The organism is Pedococcus dokdonensis, from assembly GCF_900104525.1.
In the GTDB taxonomy this organism is placed as follows: Bacteria; Actinomycetota; Actinomycetes; order Actinomycetales; family Dermatophilaceae; genus Pedococcus; species Pedococcus dokdonensis.
In genome coordinates, this window is the sequence record NZ_LT629711.1 from 2168432 (window position 1) to 2186834 (window position 18403).

Consider the following 18403-nt stretch of genomic DNA (forward strand, 5'->3'; position numbering starts at 1 on the left):
GGTTGCCCGGACTAGGGTGCCGGGCATGGCCGACGAGACCACGCAGACCTCCCCCGCGCCCACCAGCCCCGCCGACACCTCACCGCTGGCCGGCGACTCCGCCGCCAAGCCCAACCCGGCGGCCCCTCCGGTCCCCCGGAGGACGACCTGGTGACGACCCGGCACAGCCTCAAGGTCGGTCGACGCACCCTGCGGTACACCGCCACCGCCGGGCGCATCGTGCTGCGCGAGGAGGTGTTCGACGACGGGGTGTTCAAGGGACTGAAGGCGAAGGCGGAGCTCAGCGTCACGTCATACGTGCTCGACGCACCGGCCGGCACGCGGCGACCGGTGACGTTCGCGTTCAACGGTGGTCCGGGCTCCAGCTCGGTCTGGCTCCACCTCGGGCTGCTGGGCCCGCGGCGGGTCGACTCCGGTGACGCGGGCCAGCTGACCCCGCCGCCGTACGGCCTCGTCGACAACACCGAGACGCTGCTGGCCGTCTCGGACCTCGTCTTCATCGACCCGGTGTCGACCGGCTACTCGCGGGCGGTCGAGGGCGGCAAGCCGAAGGACTACCACGGCTTCAAGGCCGACATCGAGAGCGTGGGTGAGCTGATCCGGCTCTGGACCACCCGTCACAACCGTTGGCTGTCACCGAAGTTCATCGCCGGCGAGTCCTACGGCACGATCCGCGCGGCGGCCCTCGCCGAGCACCTGCAGACCCGGCACGGGCTCTACGTCAACGGGATCATGCTGATCAGCTCGGTCCTCGACCTGGCCACCGTCGACTTCGAGTTCCGGAACGACCGCGCGCACGTCGACTACCTGCCGACGTACGCCGCGACCGCGCACTACCACGGCAAGCACGGGCGCAAGTCCCTCAAGACCGTCCTCGCCGAGGCGGAGGAGTATGCCGCCCGCGACTACCCGTGGGCGCTGTCACGGGGTGCGCGGCTCAGCCCGGCGGAGCGCGCCGAGCACGTGGCGCGACTGGCTGCCCTGACCGGTCTGTCGGAGGAGTACGTGGACCGCGCGAACCTGCGGATCGAGCACGTCCGCTTCTTCACCGAGCTGCTGCGCGACCGGGGGCTGGCCGTGGGACGTCTCGACGCGCGGTTCTCCGGACCGCTCGCCCACGGGAACGCCGAGACCTGGGACGCCGACCCGTCGATGGACGCCATCAGCGGTCCGTACGCCGCGGCGTGGAACCACTACGTCCGCGACGAGCTGGGCTACCTCAACGACCTGCCGTACGCGCAGATCTCGGAGCTGGCTTCGAGGGAATGGTCCTACAAGGAGTTCGAGGGCAAGCCGATCGACGTGAGCGCCCTGCTGGCACGGGCGATGCGTGGCAACCCGCACCTGAAGGTGCACGTCGCCTACGGCTACCACGACGGCGCCACCCCCTACTACGGGGCGCAGGACGTCGTGGCGCACCTGGAGATCCCGGAGTCGCTGCGCGACAACATCGAGCACGCCTACTACGAGGCCGGGCACATGATGTACGTGCACGAGCCCAGCCGGCTGCAGCAGTCGAAGGACCTGGCGACGTTCGTCCAGCGGTCCAGCGGCGCGGCCCCCGGCGGCCGGGGGTAGCGAGTCGACTCCGGCTTCCCTGCTGCCGGAGTAGACCGCCGCTGCGTCTTCCCTGCCTCGGGCGGTGCTGGCCCGAAAGTTCTTCGGACCACGGCGGCCGCCCCCCTGCAAAGCCGCCCGCCGTGACCCTGAGCCGAAGGTAGGCGACCGAGCGCGACCGGCTCGGCAAATTCCGGGAACCGCCCGTCCGTTTCGCGGCACTTGCCCCTTCTTCGGCGCCGCTTCGAACTGGTCCCCCGATGCGGCCCTCATCCCTTCGGCGGAGTGCCGACCGCAGACCTGTCGGAAGCCGGCTGCGTCCAGTCCGGGTGTCGCGGTGGGCAAAGCCGTGCGGTTGCGGGAGAGTTGTCCCGGCAGGGGCCGGGTGGGCCCACTTGTTGCACAAGAGGAGAGCTGCGCATGCGCACACCTGCACTGACCTCACGCCTGGGCGCGGAGGCCCTCGGCACCTTCTGGCTCGTCTTCGGTGGCTGCGGCAGCGCCATCTTCTCGGCCAAGTACCTGGCGCCGAACGTGGTGACGGGACAGGGGATCCAGCTCGGCATCGGGTTCGTCGGCGTCGCCCTCGCCTTCGGGCTCACCGTCCTCACGATGGCGTATGCCGTGGGGCACGTCTCCGGCGCACACTTCAACCCCGCGGTGACGATCGGGGTCGCGGTCGCGAAGCGGTTCCCCTGGAAGGACGTCCCGCTCTACGTCGTCGCCCAGGTCCTGGGTGGACTGCTCGCCGGGCTGGCGCTCTGGGGCATCGCCCGTGGAGTCTCCGGCTTCGACGCCACCGGCAACCTCGCGGCGAACGGGTACGGCGACCACTCCCCCGGCGGCTACACCCTCGTCGCCGTGCTGTGCGCCGAGGCGATCCTGACCGCCTTCTTCCTCTACGTCATCCTGGGCGCCACCGACGACCGGGCCCCGACCGGCTTCGCCCCGATCGCGATCGGTCTCGCGCTGACCCTGATCCACCTGATCTCGATCCCGATCAGCAACACGTCGGTCAACCCGGCCCGTTCCACCGCGGTGGCCTTCTTCAACGGCAACGGCGCACCCGCCCAGCTCTGGGCCTTCTGGGTGGCCCCGATCATCGGCGCCGTGATCGCCGGCGCGACCTACCACCTGGTGACCGGCGTCGACCGCCGTGACGAGGACATCACCGGCGTCGTCGACCCCGAGGACCTCAAGCCCACCGTCGCCTGAGGCAGCAGTCCCGAGGGGCACCCACACCGCAGACCGGTGTGGGTGCCCCTCGCGTCGTGGGGAGCCTCGGTTGCGCAGATATCTTGATATCAAGATACTGTGGTGCACGCACGGGACGGCCGCACCGCGGGCCGATAGCCTGAACAGCGTCCTCCGACCGCTTCGTGCAGCACCGCCAGACCGCCCGGACCCCACCTCAGGAGAGTCGCCTCCATGGCCAAGATCATCTACACCCTGACCGACGAGGCGCCCATGCTGGCGACCTACTCCTTCCTCCCGGTGATCGAGGCGTTCGCCGGCACCGCCGGGGTCGACGTGGAGACCCGCGACATCTCGCTGTCCGGTCGGATCATCGCGGCGTTCGACGACGTGCTCCCCGAGGACCAGCGGATCGGCGACGCCCTCGCCGAGCTCGGCGCGCTGGCCACCACGCCGGAAGCCAACATCATCAAGCTCCCCAACATCTCCGCCTCCGTGCCGCAGCTGAAGGCGGCGATCAGCGAGCTGCAGTCTCAGGGCTACGCCCTCCCCGACTACCCCGACGAGGCGAACACCGACGAGCAGCGCGACGCCCGCGCCCGCTACGACAGTGTCAAGGGCAGCGCCGTGAACCCCGTGCTGCGCGAGGGCAACTCCGACCGGCGCGCGCCCGCCGCCGTGAAGAACTACGCCCGCAAGCACCCGCACTCGATGGGCGCCTGGAGCCCCGACTCCAGGACCAACGTGGCGACCATGGGCCAGGACGACTTCCGGTCCAACGAGCAGTCCGTGGTCATCCCGTCCGCCGACACCCTCACCATCCAGCTGGTCACCGACACGGGGACCACCGTCCTCAAGGACGGCCTGAAGGTGCTCGAGGGCGAGGTCGTCGACTCCACCGTCATGCGCGCCGCCGCGCTCGACGCGTTCCTCACCGAGCAGATCGCCCGGGCCAAGGCCGATGGCGTGCTGTTCTCGGTGCACCTCAAGGCGACCATGATGAAGGTGTCCGACCCGATCATCTTCGGACACGTCGTCCGGGCCTTCCTCCCCGACGTGTTCGCGGCGTATGGCGCCGACCTCGCCGCCGCGGGACTGTCCGCCAACAACGGCCTCGGCTCGATCCTCGACGGGCTGGGCGCCCTCGGCGACAAGGGCGCCGAGATCAAGGCGGCCATCGAGCAGGGCCTGGCCGACGGCCCCGCCCTCGCGATGGTCAACTCCGACAAGGGGATCACCAACCTGCACGTCCCGAGCGACGTCATCGTCGACGCCTCGATGCCGGCCATGATCCGCACGTCGGGTCACATGTGGGGACCCGACGGCGCCGAGGCCGACACCCTCGCCGTCATCCCCGACAGCTCCTACGCCGGCGTCTACCAGGCGGTCATCGACGACTGCCGGGCCCACGGCGCCTACGACCCCACCACCATGGGCTCGGTGCCGAACGTCGGGCTGATGGCCCAGAAGGCCGAGGAGTACGGCAGCCACGACAAGACCTTCGAGATCGCCGAGGCCGGCACCGTCCAGGTCGTCAACGCGGCCGGCGACGTGCTGATGTCGCACGAGGTGCAGCCCGGCGACATCTGGCGCGCCTGCCAGACCAAGGACGCCCCGATCCGCGACTGGGTCAAGCTCGCCGTCACCCGCGCCCGCGCCTCGCAGACCCCCGCGGTCTTCTGGCTCGACGAGTCGCGCGCCCACGACCGCAACCTCATCGCCAAGGTGAACGCCTACCTCCCCGAGCACGACACCGACGGCCTCGACCTGCGAATCATGGCCCCGGTGGACGCGGCGACGTTCTCGGTCGAGCGGATCCGCAAGGGTGAGGACACCATCTCTGTCACCGGCAACGTGCTGCGCGACTACAACACCGACCTCTTCCCGATCCTCGAGCTCGGCACCAGCGCCAAGATGCTGTCGGTCGTGCCGCTGATGAACGGCGGCGGGCTGTTCGAGACCGGAGCCGGCGGCTCAGCGCCCAAGCACGTGCAGCAGCTGGTCCAGGAGGACTACCTGCGCTGGGACAGCCTGGGCGAGTTCCTCGCCCTCGCAGAGAGCCTGCGCCACATGGCAACCACCACCGACAACGCCCGCGCCGAGGTCCTCGCCGACACCCTCGACCGCGCCACCGAGCGACTGCTCAACGAGAACAAGGGCCCGGCCCGCAAGGTCGGCCAGATCGACAACCGCGGCAGCCACTTCTACCTGGCGCAGTTCTGGGCGCACGAGCTCGCGACGCAGAGCGAGGACGCCGAGCTGGCCGAGTCGTTCCGCGCCGTGGCGCAGACCCTCGCGGAGCAGGAGTCGACGATCAGCGAGGAGCTGCTCGCGGTGCAGGGACACCCGGCCGACATCGGGGGCTACTACCGCCCCGACGAGCAGAAGACCGCCGCCGTGATGCGCCCCTCGAAGACCTTCAACGAGGCGCTCGCCAGCCTGCGCTGACGCGAACCCGGCCCGGCGCCATACCCGCTCCGCGTCGGTATCTCATGCAAAAGGCGAGTTAGCGACAGCCGAACGCGTCGCTAACTCGCCTTTTGCATGAGCTAGCGACAGCCGAACGCGTCGCTAACTCGCCTTTTGCATGAGCTAGCGACAGCCGAACGCGTCGCTAACTCGCCTTTTGCATGAGATGGCGACGCCTAGGGCGCGGCGTCCCCTCGGTCGTGTTCCTGGGCGACCGCGTCGGCGAGGTCACGCAGCCGGTGCCGCTGCTGGAGCGGCCGGGCCATCCGGTGGTTGCCCTCGAGCCGGTCGGCGTTGCGGTCGAGGTAGGCCCAGTAGCCGGCCGTGAACGGACAGGCGTCCTCGCCGACCCGCACCTTGGGGTCGTAGCGACAGCCGCCGCAGTAGTCCGACATCCGGTCGATGTAGGCGCCGCCGGACGCGTACGGCTTGGTCGCCATCGCGCCACCGTCCGCGTGCTGGCTCATCCCGACGACGTTGGCCGGCATGACCCAGTCGTAGCCGTCGACGAACCGCGTCTGGAACCACTCGGTCAGGGCGTCCGGGTCGTACCCCCGCTCCGCGGCCCAGCCCCCCAGCACCATCAGTCGCGGGATGTGGTGCACCCAGCCGCGGTCGCGCACCCCGCCCAGGACGTCGTGCAGGCACGCCGCCTCCACCTCGTCGGCGTCGAGGTCGTCGAACCAGGACGGGAGAGCTGCGTGGGCCGACATCGAGTTGCGTCGCCGGTAGGTGGGGCCGAAGTGCCAGTAGAGCTGCCAGACGTACTCGCGCCAGCCCACCACCTGGCGCACGAAGCCCTCGACCGACGCGAGCGGCGCATCGCCGTCGGCATGGGCCTGCACCGCACGGTCGGCGACCTCGACCGGGTCGAGGAGCCCGAGGTTCATCGGCACCGAGAGCAGGCTGTGCGCCATCGCCCAGTCCCCGCGCAGCATGGCGTCCTCGTGCGGGCCAAACGCGCCGAGCCGCGTCGTGACGAACCGGTCCAGTGCCGCGAGCGCCTCGCGCCGGGTCACCGGGAAGAGCCGCGGCCCGTCGCGACCGACGGTCTGGAGCACCCCGTCGTGCTCCCAGCGGTCGAGGTCTTCTCTCACCTCGGCGTCGATGTCACTCTCGCGAGGCCGGTATGGCGCGGGCACGTCGAGCGTCTCGGCCCCCTTGGGCGGGGGCTCGCGGTTGTCGGCGTCGAACGACCACTTGCCTCCGACCGGCGAGCCGTCCGGCTCGAGGAGCAGGTGCAGCCGCTCGCGCTGGAACCGGTAGAAGTCCTCCATCCGCAGCCGGCGGCGTCCGTTCGTCCACTCCTCGAACTCGTTGCGGGGCAAGGAAAAGCCCGGCGTCGGGTCGATCGACTCGACCAGTCCCCGGGCGGCGAGCCGCTCGACGAACGTCATCGCGCTGCGCGAGGTCGGCTCGTAGACGCGGACCGGCTCGCCGAGCTCGGCCAACGCCGCGGCATACCCGTCGGTCCGGAGGTAGGTGGCCGCGTCGCCGAGCTCGGCAGCGCGGTGGCGCAACGCGGAGAGGACCAGGTGCAGCTTCTGCCGGTGGTAGCGGCGGCGGCCGAGAGCCGCCCGGCTCTCGACGAGCAGCACGCCGTCCTGGCCGAACCCGAAGTGCGGGCCCAGCTGGTCGGCGAACAGCCACCGTCGCGTCATCACCCCATCCTCACCGCGGAATGACCATCGGGCCACAGGACGACGGCTCGGTGCTCGGCGCGAGCGCCCCCGGGTTCGGCGACGACGCGAAGACGACGTCGCGCACCATCCCGGTGCAGGGGCTGCGGCCGACCGCCTGACGGGAGGTCAGACCGCGCGCATCCGGTTGTTGCGCGGGTTGTGCTCGACCTCGGCCAGCCCCAGCTCCTCCAGCAGCGGCGGCAGGTACATCCCGACCCGGCCGCGGTAGCCCTTGCGCAGGCCGTACCACCCGCCGACCGGGTTGGTGTCCGAGCGACCCCACGCCTCGACGGTCCCGTCCTTGGCCGGCTTCTGCTCGTCTGCGCTGCCCAGCGGCACCCAGTCGCCCTGCTCGCGCAACCACGCGGCGAGGTCGTCGATGACGCGCGCGTCGTAGAGCAGCCTGGTCGACCCCACCTGGCAGACCAGCTGTGGCGGGACGGCGGTGTCGTCGCGCCACATCGTGTAGTCGCCGCTACCCGGTGGTGTCTTCAGGGTCCAAGGGTCGTCCTGCGTGCCGGTGCCGCTCATCGGTGCTCCTCGTCCGGTCGGTGGGTCCCCACGTCCAGGGCCATCTTGAACCCCTCGTGCGACGCCGTGAACCCCAGACGCTCGTAGAACCGGTGCGCGTCGGCGCGGCTCTTGTCGGTCGTGAGCTGGACCAACGCGCAACCGCGCCGCACCGACTCGTCCACCGCCCACCGGACCATCTGCTCGCCCAGCCGTTGGCCGCGGTGGCTGGCCGCCACCCGCACCGCCTCGACCTGGCAGCGCGTCGCACCACTGCGCGACAACCCGGGGATGACGGTCAGCTGCATCGTCCCGACCACCGTGCCGTCGTCGTCGAGCACCGCCAGGAGCTGTGCGGGGTCGGCGTCGATCGCGGCAAAGGCGCGCAGGTATGCCGCGAGGTCACCCGGGTCCTCGCGGGTCGCCCCGAGCTGGTCGTCGGCGATCAGGCGCACGATCGGGCCGACGTCGGCGGCCACGGCCCGTCGCAGCACCACCCCACCCGGCTCCAGCACCGCGAGGGCTGCCGGGCCGGTGTGGGGCACGGCGGCATACCCGTCGTCGAGCCAGCGGGTCCGCCCGTCGAAGGTGAGGGCCGACGCCAGCTTGCGCCGGGAGTTCTCGGCGAGGTCGTCGGGGAGGGCGTCGAGGGCGAACCACCCGACCTCGGTCGACTCGTCGTCGTTGACCCGGGCCCGGCCCGACACGTGCCTGGCCAGGAAGCAGAGGTCGAGGTACTGCGCCCGGTCGCCGTTGGGGTAGGTCACCTCCGGCTGCGCCCAGACCCCGGCCATGGCCTCGATCCGAGCGATGACGCCGGTCTCCTCCTCGATCTCGCGGAGCATGCCCGCGGCCGGCTGCTCGCCGGGCTCGAGGATGCCGCTGACCAGTCCCCACCGGCCGTTGTCCGACCGCCGCCCGAGCAGCACCCGACCCTCGTCGTCGCGCACCACGGCGGTCACTCCCGGCAGCCACAGCAGGTCGTGACCCAGCCGGTCGCGCAGGGCCAGGACGAAGTCGGGCGTCGGCATGCCCCGACCCTAACCACCCGGTCTCGGGACCCCGCAGCCCTGCTAGCGTCGGTGCCGCAGGACCTCCCTCCGCCAGTCCACCCCGAAGGGCCCATCGTGAGCACTACCCCCGTCAAGGTCGCCGTCACCGGCGCCGCCGGCCAGATCGGCTACAGCCTCCTCTTCCGGATCGCGAGCGGTTCGCTCTTCGGCCCGGACACCCCCGTCGAGCTGCGGCTCCTCGAGATCACCCCCGCCCTCAAGGCGCTCGAGGGTGTCGTCATGGAGCTCGACGACTGCGCGTTCCCGACGCTGGCCAAGGTCGAGATCGGCGACGACGCCGAGAAGGTGTTCGACGGCGTGAACCACGCCCTCCTCGTCGGCGCGCGCCCGCGCGGCCCCGGTATGGAGCGTGGTGACCTCCTCGAGGCGAACGGCGGGATCTTCGCGCCACAGGGCAAGGCTCTCAACAAGGTGGCCGCCGACGACATCCGCGTCACCGTGACCGGCAACCCGGCCAACACCAACGCGCTCATCGCGATGAGCAACGCCCCCGACATCCCGCAGGAGCGGTTCTCCGCGCTGACCCGCCTCGACCACAACCGTGCGATCAGCCAGCTCGCCGCCAAGACCGGCGCCGCCGTCACCGAGATCACCCACATGACGATCTGGGGCAACCACTCCGCCACCCAGTACCCCGACCTGTTCCACGCCGAGGTGGGTGGCCGCAACGCCGCCGAGCTCGTCAACGACGAGGCCTGGCTGGCCGACACCTACATTCCGACGGTGGCCAAGCGCGGCGCGGCGATCATCGACGCGCGCGGCGCCTCCTCCGCGGCCTCGGCCGCGTCGGCCACCGTCGACCACGCCCGCGACTGGGCGCTCGGCACCCCCGACGGCGACTGGGTCTCGATGTCGGTGCGTTCCGACGGGTCCTACGGGGTGCCCGAGGGCCTCATCTCGTCGTTCCCGGTCACCACGAGCGGTGGCGACTGGCAGATCGTGCAGGGCTTGGAGATCAACGACTTCTCGCGCGCCCGCATCGACGCGTCCGTCAAGGAGCTCGAGGAGGAGCGCGAGGCCGTCCGCGGTCTGGGCCTGCTCGGCTGACCCAGCCAGACACCGCGAAGCGGCCGTCCCCACCTCGGGGGCGGCCGCTTCGGCGTGCCAGGGGCCTCGGGAGAGGTCAGCCGCGCGGGGTGAGGTCCAGCACGGACGTGATGAACGCCAGCGCCAGTCCCAGCAGCGCCATCGTGGCCACGTCGACACCGCGCGACCGCACGGCGAGGCCACCGCTGCGCGCCGTGGGGAGCACCAGCCGCAGAAGCGCAGCCAGCCCGAGGCCACCGGCCATGACGAACCCGGCCGTCCGGACGTCGTCGAGCACGAAGAAGACGATGCCGGCCACGAGCACCGGGGCGGCCAGCCACCACCAGCCCAGGCGCGGCGCGGTCACCGGGTCAGCGGGTTTCCGCGAGCAGGGGGCCGGGGAGCTGGCGCTCGGCGGCGGCCACGATGTTGGACAGCAGCATGGCGCGGGTCATCGGGCCGACCCCACCGGGGTTGGGGCTGACCCAGCCGGCCACCTCGGCCACGTCGGCGGCGACGTCACCCGCGACCTTGGACTTCCCGTCCTCGGCGACGATCCGGCTCACGCCGACGTCGAGCACGGCGGCACCCGGCTTGACCATGTCGGCGGTGATGAGGCCGGGCTGGCCGGCCGCTGCGACGACGATGTCGGCCTGGCGCACCTCCGAGGCGAGGTCGCGGGTGCCGGTGTGGCACAGGACGACGGTGGCGTTCTCGCTGCGCCGGGTGAGCATCAGGCCGAGCGGGCGGCCGACGGTGATGCCGCGACCCACCAGCGCGACGCGGGCGCCCGCGATCGGCACGTCGAAGCGACGGAGCAGCTCGATGCAGCCGGCCGGCGTGCACGGCAGCGGCGCCTCCTTGCCGAGCACCAGCCAGCCGAGGTTGGTGGGGTGCAGGCCGTCGACGTCCTTGGTCGGGTCGACCCGCGACAGCAGCGCGAACTCGTCGAGGCCGGTCGGCTGCTGCACGAGGAAGCCGGTGCACCCGGGGTCGGCATTGAGCTCGTCGATGACGGCCTCGACCTCGGCCTGCGTCGCGGTGGGCGGCAGGTCGCGGCGGATGCTGGTGATGCCGATCTCGGCGCAGTCCTTGTGCTTGGCGTTGACGTACCACTGGCTGCCCGGGTCGTCGCCCACCAGCACGGTGCCCAGACCGGGGACGACGCCGTGCTCGCGGAGCACGTCCACCCGCCCACGCAGCTCGTCCTTGATGGTCGCGAGGACCGCTTTGCCGTCGAGGATGCGTGCCGTCACGGTCGCCCATCCTGCCACGGCCGCACGATGTCACGCGTCGCGGGGCACCGCCGCGGCGAGCGCGTCGATCGCCGCGGTGAAGCACTCGGCCGGTGGGTTGACCAGGCCCGCCCCCACCTGCCCGGTCCCCGCGACCCGACCGGCCATGCCCGTGTTGATCTGCGGCAGGATCCCGGTCCGCGCGACGGCGGCGACGTCGATGCCCGTGGGTGTGCCACGGAACTCCAGGATCGGCACCTGGTATGCGGTGTGCTCACCGATGGTGATCTCGTACATCGTGCGCGTGGCCCGCAGGGCGAGGGGGACGTCTCCGCCGACGAACTTCACGATCGCCGGGGCCGCCGCCATGGCGAAGCCACCGATCCCCGCGGTCTCGGTGATGGCCGAGTCGCCGATGTCGGGGTTCGCGTCGTCCGGGCCGTACGAGCCGAGGAACAAGCCCTCCGGGGTGTTGGCCGGGCCGGTGAACCACCGGTCGCCGGTGCCCGCCGTGCGGATGCCGAAGTCGGTGCCGTTGCGCGCCATGGTGGTGACGACGGTCGAGCCCGGGATCCCTTCCGCAGCCAGCGTCGAGAGCTTGCAGGCCGGCATACCGAGGTTGAGGAAGAAGTGCTCGTTCGCGCCGGAGAAGCGCACCGCCTCGGCGATGTCGCTCGACGACCCGTCGGCGGTGATCAGCGACGGCAGCAGCTCGCGCAGCAACATCAGGGACCCGGCGCGGTTGCGGTTGTGACCCTCGTCGCCCATCTGCAGCATCTGGGCGATCACCGACTTCACGTCGATCGGGCCGGCCGCCCGGATCGCCTGCTGCAGCAGCGGCCCCAGCACGGAGTTCATCCAGTGCAGCCGGTCGATCACCTCGGGACCGTAGGCGCCGTAGCGCAGCACCTTGCCGAGGCCTTCGTTGAGCGAGCACCAGGAGGTGTGGTCGTGCACCTCGTCGCGCAGCTCGTAGACCCACATCGACGGTGACACCACCCCCGCCATCGGGCCGACGGCGTCGCGGTGGTGGCAGGGTTCCAGCGCGACGTCGCCGCGGGCGAGCGTGGCTTCGGCCTGCTCCGGGCTGTCGGCCATCCCCTCGAACAGCAGTGCCCCGATCAGCGCCCCCCGCAGCGGACCCGACGCCCGCTCCCACTCGATCGGCGGTCCGGCGTGCAGGAAGGTCCCCCGCTCCAGCCCCAGCGCCTCGCTCGCCGGCCGGACGTCGACGAAGTCCGCACCGGCGGCCGTCATCCGCTCCAGCGCGAGCTGGTTGGCTGCACCTCGTCGAGGGTCAGCGGCCACCCGGGCGAGGTGGGGGGCCGTGCCGTCCAGGGGCGGCTGCCAGTCGGCCTCGGTCACCGTGACGGCCTGGTCGCGCAGCGCGTCGGCGAACATCGACGCCCCGACCGTGGCGACCACCGGGTCGGTCTCGAGGAGCCCGTGCAGTGGGGTGGTCATCGGGTGCCTCCGACGGCGTGGCCGAGCAGCTCGACCGCGTGTCGCGCGGCTGCGGCGTTGGACAGGTGGACGCTGGCGCCCGCAGCCGCGAGCCGGGCGGCACTCGCGTCGAGGCCCTGCGGATCGCGACTGGTGCCGGTGAGCGAGACGACGACCGGCAGGTGGCGTCCCCCGGCGGCTGCGGTGGCGCGAGCCGCGTGGATGGCGTCGGCCAGCTCGGGGGCCGGATCGGCGTGCGCGCCGTGGCCGAGGACCAGGTCGAGCAGCAGTACTCCGCAGGTGGGGTCGGCCGCCTCGGCGGCGATCCGCTCGAGCCGCAGGGTCGGGTCGATCATCGGGTGGGCCCGGCCACGGGTCAGCTCGTCGTCACCGAAGTCGATCACCACGTGTGCGTCGGCCCGCAGGTCTGCGCCGAGCGCGAGGTCGGGCGACAACGGGATGTTGGACCGGATGCCGCCCAGAGCGGGCCCGGCGACGAGCATCGCCTCGTCGGCGAGCGTGCCGCCGCAGAACAACCCCCGCAGGTAGCCGCCCTGCGGGGTCCCCACACCCGACTCTGAAGGATCGTCCGGGTCCTGGGGCGGACGATCGTTCAGACTCGCGGGCGTGTGGGGGTCACTGGCGGGAGGCGTCCAGTGCGGCCACGGCGACGGCACCTCGTGGCCGGACGCCACGAGGAACGACGACACGGCGGCCGTCAGGTCCGGGCGACCGGCACCGAGCGTCGCCCAGTGCACCGGCTTCCCCAGCCCGACGGCATACGTCTCCAGCTCGGCCAGCACCTCGGCCGCCGGTGGCTTGGACACCACGAGGACCGCCTCGGTGCCGTCGTCGGCCGCGAGGGCGGCGAGCGCCTGGCGGGTCGACCGCCCGCCGACCGCCGCGGAGAGGTCGCGCCCGCCGACCCCGAGGCAGTGGCTGACCCCGAGGCCCGCGGCGTCGAGCAGCGCCATCACCTGCTGCGCTCCGGTGCCCGACGCGGCGACGATCCCGACCGGCCCGCGGTCCACGACGTTCGCGAAGCCGAGCGCCACTCCCCCGACCACGGCGGTGCCACAGTCCGGGCCCATCACCAGGACGTCGGCGGCGGCTGCGGCGTCCTTCAAGCGCACCTCGTCCTCGACCGGCACGTTGTCGGAGAACACCATCACCGACACGCCTCGGGCGATCGCGTCGAAGGCCTCGACAGCGGCGTGCTGCCCCGGCACCGAGACCAGCGCGAGGGTGGCCTCCCCCGCGGTCACCGCCCGGCCGAGCGTGCGCGGTGGTGGGGCCTCGCCGAAGCCGCCTCCACCGGACCCGGACGTCCGGAGTCCGGCCAGAGCCGTCTCCAGGGCGGTCAGCCCTGCCGCGACGCCGCTCTCGTCGTCGGCCCGGACCGCGACCAGGAGCTCGTTGGGCTGGATCCCCTGCGGGATCGCGAAGCCCATCGCCGCGATCACCTCGAGGTTGAGCTCGGTCGCCATCGCCACCTGCGCTGCGCTCACCCCGGTGGCGCCCGCGACCTGGCGTGAGACCTGCATCAGGCTCACCGAGTCGAAGTAGGCGCCACTGCGCACCTCGAGGTGGTCGGTCACGGCAGGCTCCTCGCGGGGTCGGTGGGGACGGTCAGGACGGGCCGACGGGGAGCGCCCGCCAGGGCGTCGAGGCAGCCGGCCAGGCCACCGAGCAGGTCGGCGCCGGAGGTGTGGCCGATGGCGAGCACTGCCTGCACCGCCTCGGAGGTTGCCCGGTCGTCCTCGCCCGCCCGGCCACGGGCCAGGGCTGCGAGGAGCTGCTCGAGCGGCTGCACGGCATACCCGTCGGCAGCCTCGCGCAGCAGGGCGGCGGACAGGCTGGTGGTGGCGCCGAGGCGCGGTCGCACCGCCCGCCAGAGCACGTCGACGAGGTCGGTCGCCCCGTGCAGGCGCAGTCCCAGGAGCACCCCACAGAGCACGTCGTCACCGCTGGGCGTGAGCCCGGGGCCGGCCCCGACGAGTGGGCCGACCCGCCCGTCGATCAGGTATGCCGCGTCCTCGCCGCGCGCGGTCTCGCGCAGCGTCTCGACGAGCGCGCGGGCCGTGGGCCGCCAGGGCAGCCGGACCTCCCCCCACGGTGCGTCCGGCGCCGCCGCGCCGCTCGGGAGGAGGCTCGAGGGACCGCTCGGGAGACGGCTCGTGGTGCGGCGCGGTCGCCAGGTGCGGACCGCCCTGATCGACACGGCGGGGAGGACCACCGCACCGGCACCCACGACGACCCGGTCACCCGGCTGGGCACCCCACCCGACGGTCGGGAGGTGCGTGCCGACGGTCAGCGCGGTGGGCAGGCGCAGACCCCCGCGCGTCACGACCGGCAGCACGTCGGCGTGGCCGCCGACCTGGAGGTAGAGCGCCGACGGGAAGGCGGCCAGCACGGTGGCCGGGCGAGGCGCGCCGTGGACGAGGTCGGCGGACCGTTCGGAGACCGCGGCCGGCCAGGTCGTCATGGAGGTCGTCGGGGATGACACCTGACCTCCTCCGCTCCTCGGACGTGGGCTCGGCCGGTCGGGAATCGCCGGACTGACGCAGCGACGCTATCGACTGCGATTACAGTCGCCTCATGGTGAATGTTGCCAAGGATGACGGCTTGGTTGACGCGGAGTTGCCATCGGCCGGGGCCGCCGTCCCGAGCCGCGACCTCGTGGGCGGCGTGAGCCTCGAAGGCCTGCTCACCCTCCCGTCCCTGGCCGGCGCCGAGCTGGTGCACCGCCCGGACCAGCTGGTCCGCAACGTGCTGCGCGCCTCACTGCTGGGGGCGGCCCCCGACCCGCGACACCACCTCGTGTGCGCCGACGCCGAGACCGTCGAGGCGTGGGAGTCGGCCGGCCAGGACCCCCTGCAGCAGAGCGCCCTCGACGGCGCGGCCGCGCTGGTCGTGGCCGGGGGTTCGGTCGCCCAGGTGGAGCGGTGGCGGGCCCGCGCCAGCGACGTCGGCCTACCCCTCGGGCTGGCGTCCCACACCGTCCGGGCCGAGCGCATCGTCACCGAGGTCCTGGGGGCGGTGCTCGACCAGCAGTCGGGGATCCTCGAGCGCGTCGAGGAGGCCCACCAGATCCTCGTCGGCGTCGTGCTCGCCGGTGGGGGTCTGGAGGACCTCTGCCAGCGGTTGGCCGGCTTCCTCGGTGGCGCGGCGATGGTGACCAGCAGCGACGGACGGGTGCTGGCGCAGGCCGGGTCGGAACAGGCACTGGGCGCCGCCCTGGCGCTCGACTGCTTCGACCGCACCGGGCGGCTGATCACCGAGCACGAGCCCGTCGGCATCCGCCCGAGCCGCGGCGCCGAGGCCCGGCGCGCGATGGTGCGGATCGCTGCCGGCAGCCTCAACCACGGTCTGCTCGCCGCCTTCGTCGAGGACCGCGCGCTGACCGCCGACGACGTGCACCTGCTGGAGCGGGCGGCCACGGTCGCGGCCCTGGCGATCACGAAGGAACAGGCCGTCTCCGCCGTGGAGAGCAAGTACCGCGCCGAGTTCCTGCGCGACGCCCTGGCCGGGCGTGCCGGCACCCCGGGCGAGGCGGTCGCCCACGCGGCCGCCCTCGGCTGGGACATCGACCGGCGGTTCGTGGTCGTCGTAGCCGAGACCGACGAGGACGACGCGCACTCCACCCGTCCCCCGGCCGAGGTGCAGACCCTGCAGGAGCGGTTCGCCCGGGCGTGGACGCAGGCGATGGCGGTGCGTGACCCGCGCGCCCCCGTGATGGGCTTCAGCCAGGAGGTGGTGGCACTCTGCGCCGTGCCCGACGGAGCCGACACCGAGACGATCATGCGGGGCGTCACCGAGATCGTCCGGGTCATCAGCGGCATCGGCGGAGGCGGTCGGCGGACCTTCTCGACCGGTGTCTCCCGCCCCGTCGAGTCCGCGGCCGACCTCCCCCAGGCCTACGACGAGGCGCTCTCGGCAGTCAGCGTCGGCCGGCAGCTGCACGGCGACTCGGCGGTGACGCACTTCGACGGGCTCGGGGTGTTCCGGTTGCTCGCACTGATCCCCGACAGCGCCGACCTACGGCGATTCGTCGACGAGGCGCTGGGGCCGCTGGCCACCGACGACTCCGCCGAGAACGCCGACCTGCGTCGCACCCTGACGATCCTCATCGACACCAACCTCAACGTCGCCGAGACCGCGCGCCAGCTGTTCTTCCACTACAACACGCTGCGCTACCGGATCGTGAAGCTCGAGAAGATGCTGGGCCCGTTCACGACCGACCCCCAGCTGCGGCTCAAGCTCGCCCTGGCCCTCAAGGTCCACCAGATGCGCGGCATCTGACCGCTGGCTGCACGAACCTTTGCTGGCTGCACGAACCTTTGCTAGCAAAGGAAACCGTGTGAGGGACAGGTTGCAACCTGTCCGTCACTCACGAACGTTTGCTAGCAAAGGTTCGTGCAGGGGTATGGCGCCCCCACACAAAGGTGCCGCGCCCTCTGGCGGGAGGGACGCGGCACAGCCCATTGGACTCCTGCCGGGCGACGAATGCGAGCGCGCCACTCCGCATGTTCTGCCGAAAGCCGCGCGGCCCCGGATAGCAACAATTGCCCAATGCACCGGGCGGTCGGGCCGCTAGTTTTCGCCTATCCCTGACGGGACTGTGCGCCACGCCACAGCGGCGGGCACGCCGGTGGACAAGGAGACCGCATGTCACTGGGCCTGGGTTGGAAACTGCACGGCGACGGCAACCTCGCCGGACCCGACGACGTCGTCGCCCCCGACGAACGTCTCGGTTGGGGCAAGACGGTGGGCCTGGGCGCCCAGCACGTGGTGGCCATGTTCGGCGCCACCTTCGTCTTCCCGCTGATCATGGGCCTCAACGCCCAGCTCGCCATCATGATGAGCGGCATCGCGACCATCGCGTTCCTGCTGATCGTGCAGGGTCGCGTGCCCAGCTACCTCGGCACGTCCGCGTCGTTCGTCGGCGCCGTGGTGGCGATCCGCGCGCAGGAGGGAGCCACCTCGGCCACCGTCACGGGCGCGATCCTCGTCGCCGGTGTCGTCCTGGCCCTGGTGGGCCTGCTCATCCACTTCCTCGGGTCGTCGGTGCTCCACACGGTGCTGCCGCCGGTCGTCACCGGTGCCGTGGTCATGCTGATCGGGTTCAACCTGGCCCCCGTGGTGGCCAACATCTACTGGCCGCAGGACCAGTGGGTGGCCCTGCTGGTGATGGTCTTCGTGATCGTCTGCGCGGTGGCGTTCAAGGGTTTCGTCGGTCGCATCGCGATCTTCCTCGCGCTGATCTTCGGCTACGTCCTGTCCTGGCTGTTCGACAAGGGCTTCGGCCAGATCACGTCCTACGACGCGGGTGCCGGCAAGGTCACCACCCACTTCCGCACCAACTTCCAGGGCGTCAAGGACGCCGCGTGGTTCGGCTTCCCGCCGCACACCGAGATCGTCGCCGGCAAGGAGGTCGTCGGCTGGCATGCGCCGTCGTTCTCGATGGCGGCCATCCTGCTCGTCATCCCCGCCGTGATCGCCCTCATCGCCGAGAACACCGGCCACGTCAAGGCCGTCGCCGAGATGACCAAGACGGACCTCGACCCGGTGATGGGTCGGGCGATCGCCGCCGACGGTGTCGGCACCGTCCTGGCCACCGCGGTCGGCGGCTCGCCCACGACCACCTATGCCGAGAACATCGGTGTGATGGCGGCGACCCGCGTCTACTCGACGGCCGCCTACTACGTGGCCGCAGCAGTCGCGATCCTCTTCGGCCTGTCGCCCAAGTTCGGGGCGCTGGTCGCATCCACCCCGGGCGGCGTCCTCGGCGGGATCACCGTGGTGCTCTACGGCATGATCGGCCTGCTCGGAGCCAAGATCTGGAAGGAGAACGGCGTCGACTTCGCCAACCCGATCAACCTGGTCCCCGTGGCGGCCGGCATCGTCATCGGCATCGGCAACGTCACGCTCAAGTTCTCCGACAGCTTCTCGCTGTCCGGCATCGCGCTCGGCACCATCGTGGCCGTCGCGGCATACCACCTCGCCAAGGCGGTCGCTCCTCGCGAGCTGCGCGAACGGGCCGAAGGGACGATGCTCGCCGTGAGCGGTCACGGCGGCACCTACGGCGACAGCGACGGGGTCGACGACCTCTATCAGGGCGACGACCGCCGCTGACGACAGACGGGTGTGGGCCCTCGACGCGGTCGGGGGCCTGCACCCGTTCCGGGAACCAGGAGATCAGACACGCCCCGTC

General features: G+C 71.8%; 15 protein-coding genes and 1 pseudogene. 7 read left to right on the plus strand and 9 right to left on the minus strand.

Going from position 1 to position 18403, the window contains the following annotated elements:
• Positions 1-25 precede the first annotated feature (25 nt).
• The 4 genes from BLQ34_RS19425 (at position 26) to BLQ34_RS10190 (ending at position 5199) form a co-directional block, all read left to right on the plus strand.
• Positions 26-154 (plus strand): hypothetical protein, encoded by a 129-nt coding sequence (locus BLQ34_RS19425; protein ID WP_269457283.1) that lies wholly within the window; start codon positions 26-28, stop codon positions 152-154.
• Complete coding sequence (locus BLQ34_RS10180) at positions 151-1578, plus strand: S10 family peptidase (RefSeq protein WP_231961026.1); 1428 nt, start codon at positions 151-153, stop codon at positions 1576-1578. Before BLQ34_RS19425 ends, BLQ34_RS10180 begins: the two co-directional genes overlap by 4 nt.
• Positions 1579-1977: 399 nt before the next feature.
• The gene (aqpZ, locus tag BLQ34_RS10185; protein ID WP_091784863.1) at positions 1978-2772 is read left to right on the plus strand and encodes an aquaporin Z; all 795 of its coding nucleotides are present in this window, start codon (positions 1978-1980) and stop codon (positions 2770-2772) included.
• Positions 2773-2985: 213 nt separating this feature from the next.
• The gene (locus tag BLQ34_RS10190) at positions 2986-5199 is read left to right on the plus strand and encodes an NADP-dependent isocitrate dehydrogenase (protein ID WP_091784865.1); all 2214 of its coding nucleotides are present in this window, start codon (positions 2986-2988) and stop codon (positions 5197-5199) included.
• Positions 5200-5396: 197 nt separating this feature from the next.
• Here the strand turns inward: BLQ34_RS10190 and BLQ34_RS10195 are convergent, their stop codons facing one another.
• The 4 genes and pseudogenes from BLQ34_RS10195 to BLQ34_RS10210 form a co-directional block, all read right to left on the minus strand.
• Positions 5397-6881 (minus strand): cryptochrome/photolyase family protein, encoded by a 1485-nt coding sequence (locus BLQ34_RS10195; RefSeq protein ID WP_091784868.1) that lies wholly within the window; start codon positions 6879-6881, stop codon positions 5397-5399.
• A gap of 147 nt (positions 6882-7028) precedes the next feature.
• Complete coding sequence (locus BLQ34_RS10200; RefSeq protein WP_091784871.1) at positions 7029-7433, minus strand: DUF6855 family protein; 405 nt, start codon at positions 7431-7433, stop codon at positions 7029-7031.
• A complete protein-coding gene (locus BLQ34_RS10205; protein WP_197674841.1) occupies positions 7430-7957 on the minus strand; it encodes a GNAT family N-acetyltransferase in 528 nt (175 codons plus the stop codon). The genes BLQ34_RS10200 and BLQ34_RS10205 overlap by 4 nt, the downstream gene beginning before the upstream one ends.
• Before the next feature lie 48 nt (positions 7958-8005).
• Positions 8006-8443 (minus strand): annotated as a pseudogene (locus BLQ34_RS10210) (NUDIX hydrolase); the annotation flags it as partial.
• Between the two features lie 96 nt (positions 8444-8539).
• On the opposite strand from BLQ34_RS10210, the gene BLQ34_RS10215 reads away from it, so the two are divergent.
• Positions 8540-9532, plus strand: coding sequence for a malate dehydrogenase (locus BLQ34_RS10215; protein ID WP_091784873.1), 993 nt, complete (start codon positions 8540-8542; stop codon positions 9530-9532).
• 76 nt (positions 9533-9608) lie between these two features.
• Here BLQ34_RS10215 and BLQ34_RS10220 read toward each other — a convergent pair whose 3' ends face one another.
• The 5 genes from BLQ34_RS10220 to BLQ34_RS10240 are packed head-to-tail and all read right to left on the minus strand — an operon-like array spanning position 9609 to position 14695.
• Entirely contained in the window at positions 9609-9878 is a 270-nt protein-coding gene (locus tag BLQ34_RS10220; protein ID WP_091784876.1) for a DUF3017 domain-containing protein, read from the minus strand.
• A 4-nt stretch (positions 9879-9882) separates the two neighbouring features.
• The gene (locus BLQ34_RS10225) at positions 9883-10767 is read right to left on the minus strand and encodes a bifunctional methylenetetrahydrofolate dehydrogenase/methenyltetrahydrofolate cyclohydrolase (RefSeq protein WP_091784879.1); all 885 of its coding nucleotides are present in this window, start codon (positions 10765-10767) and stop codon (positions 9883-9885) included.
• 30 nt (positions 10768-10797) lie between these two features.
• Entirely contained in the window at positions 10798-12210 is a 1413-nt protein-coding gene (locus BLQ34_RS19305; protein ID WP_091784882.1) for a YlbE family protein, read from the minus strand.
• Complete coding sequence (locus BLQ34_RS19310) at positions 12207-13787, minus strand: FdrA family protein (RefSeq protein ID WP_231961027.1); 1581 nt, start codon at positions 13785-13787, stop codon at positions 12207-12209. The genes BLQ34_RS19305 and BLQ34_RS19310 overlap by 4 nt, the downstream gene beginning before the upstream one ends.
• On the minus strand, positions 13784-14695 hold the full coding sequence (locus BLQ34_RS10240; protein ID WP_157692987.1) for a DUF2877 domain-containing protein: 912 nt from the start codon (positions 14693-14695) through the stop codon (positions 13784-13786). The genes BLQ34_RS19310 and BLQ34_RS10240 overlap by 4 nt, the downstream gene beginning before the upstream one ends.
• A 119-nt stretch (positions 14696-14814) precedes the next feature.
• Here BLQ34_RS10240 and BLQ34_RS10245 point away from each other — a divergent pair, with 119 nt between their 5' ends.
• Entirely contained in the window at positions 14815-16491 is a 1677-nt protein-coding gene (locus BLQ34_RS10245; protein WP_231961028.1) for a PucR family transcriptional regulator, read from the plus strand.
• A gap of 366 nt (positions 16492-16857) precedes the next feature.
• Positions 16858-18324, plus strand: a complete 1467-nt coding sequence (locus BLQ34_RS10250) for a uracil-xanthine permease family protein (RefSeq protein WP_091784891.1) — start codon at positions 16858-16860, stop codon at positions 18322-18324.
• The last annotated feature ends 79 nt before the right edge of the window (positions 18325-18403 follow it).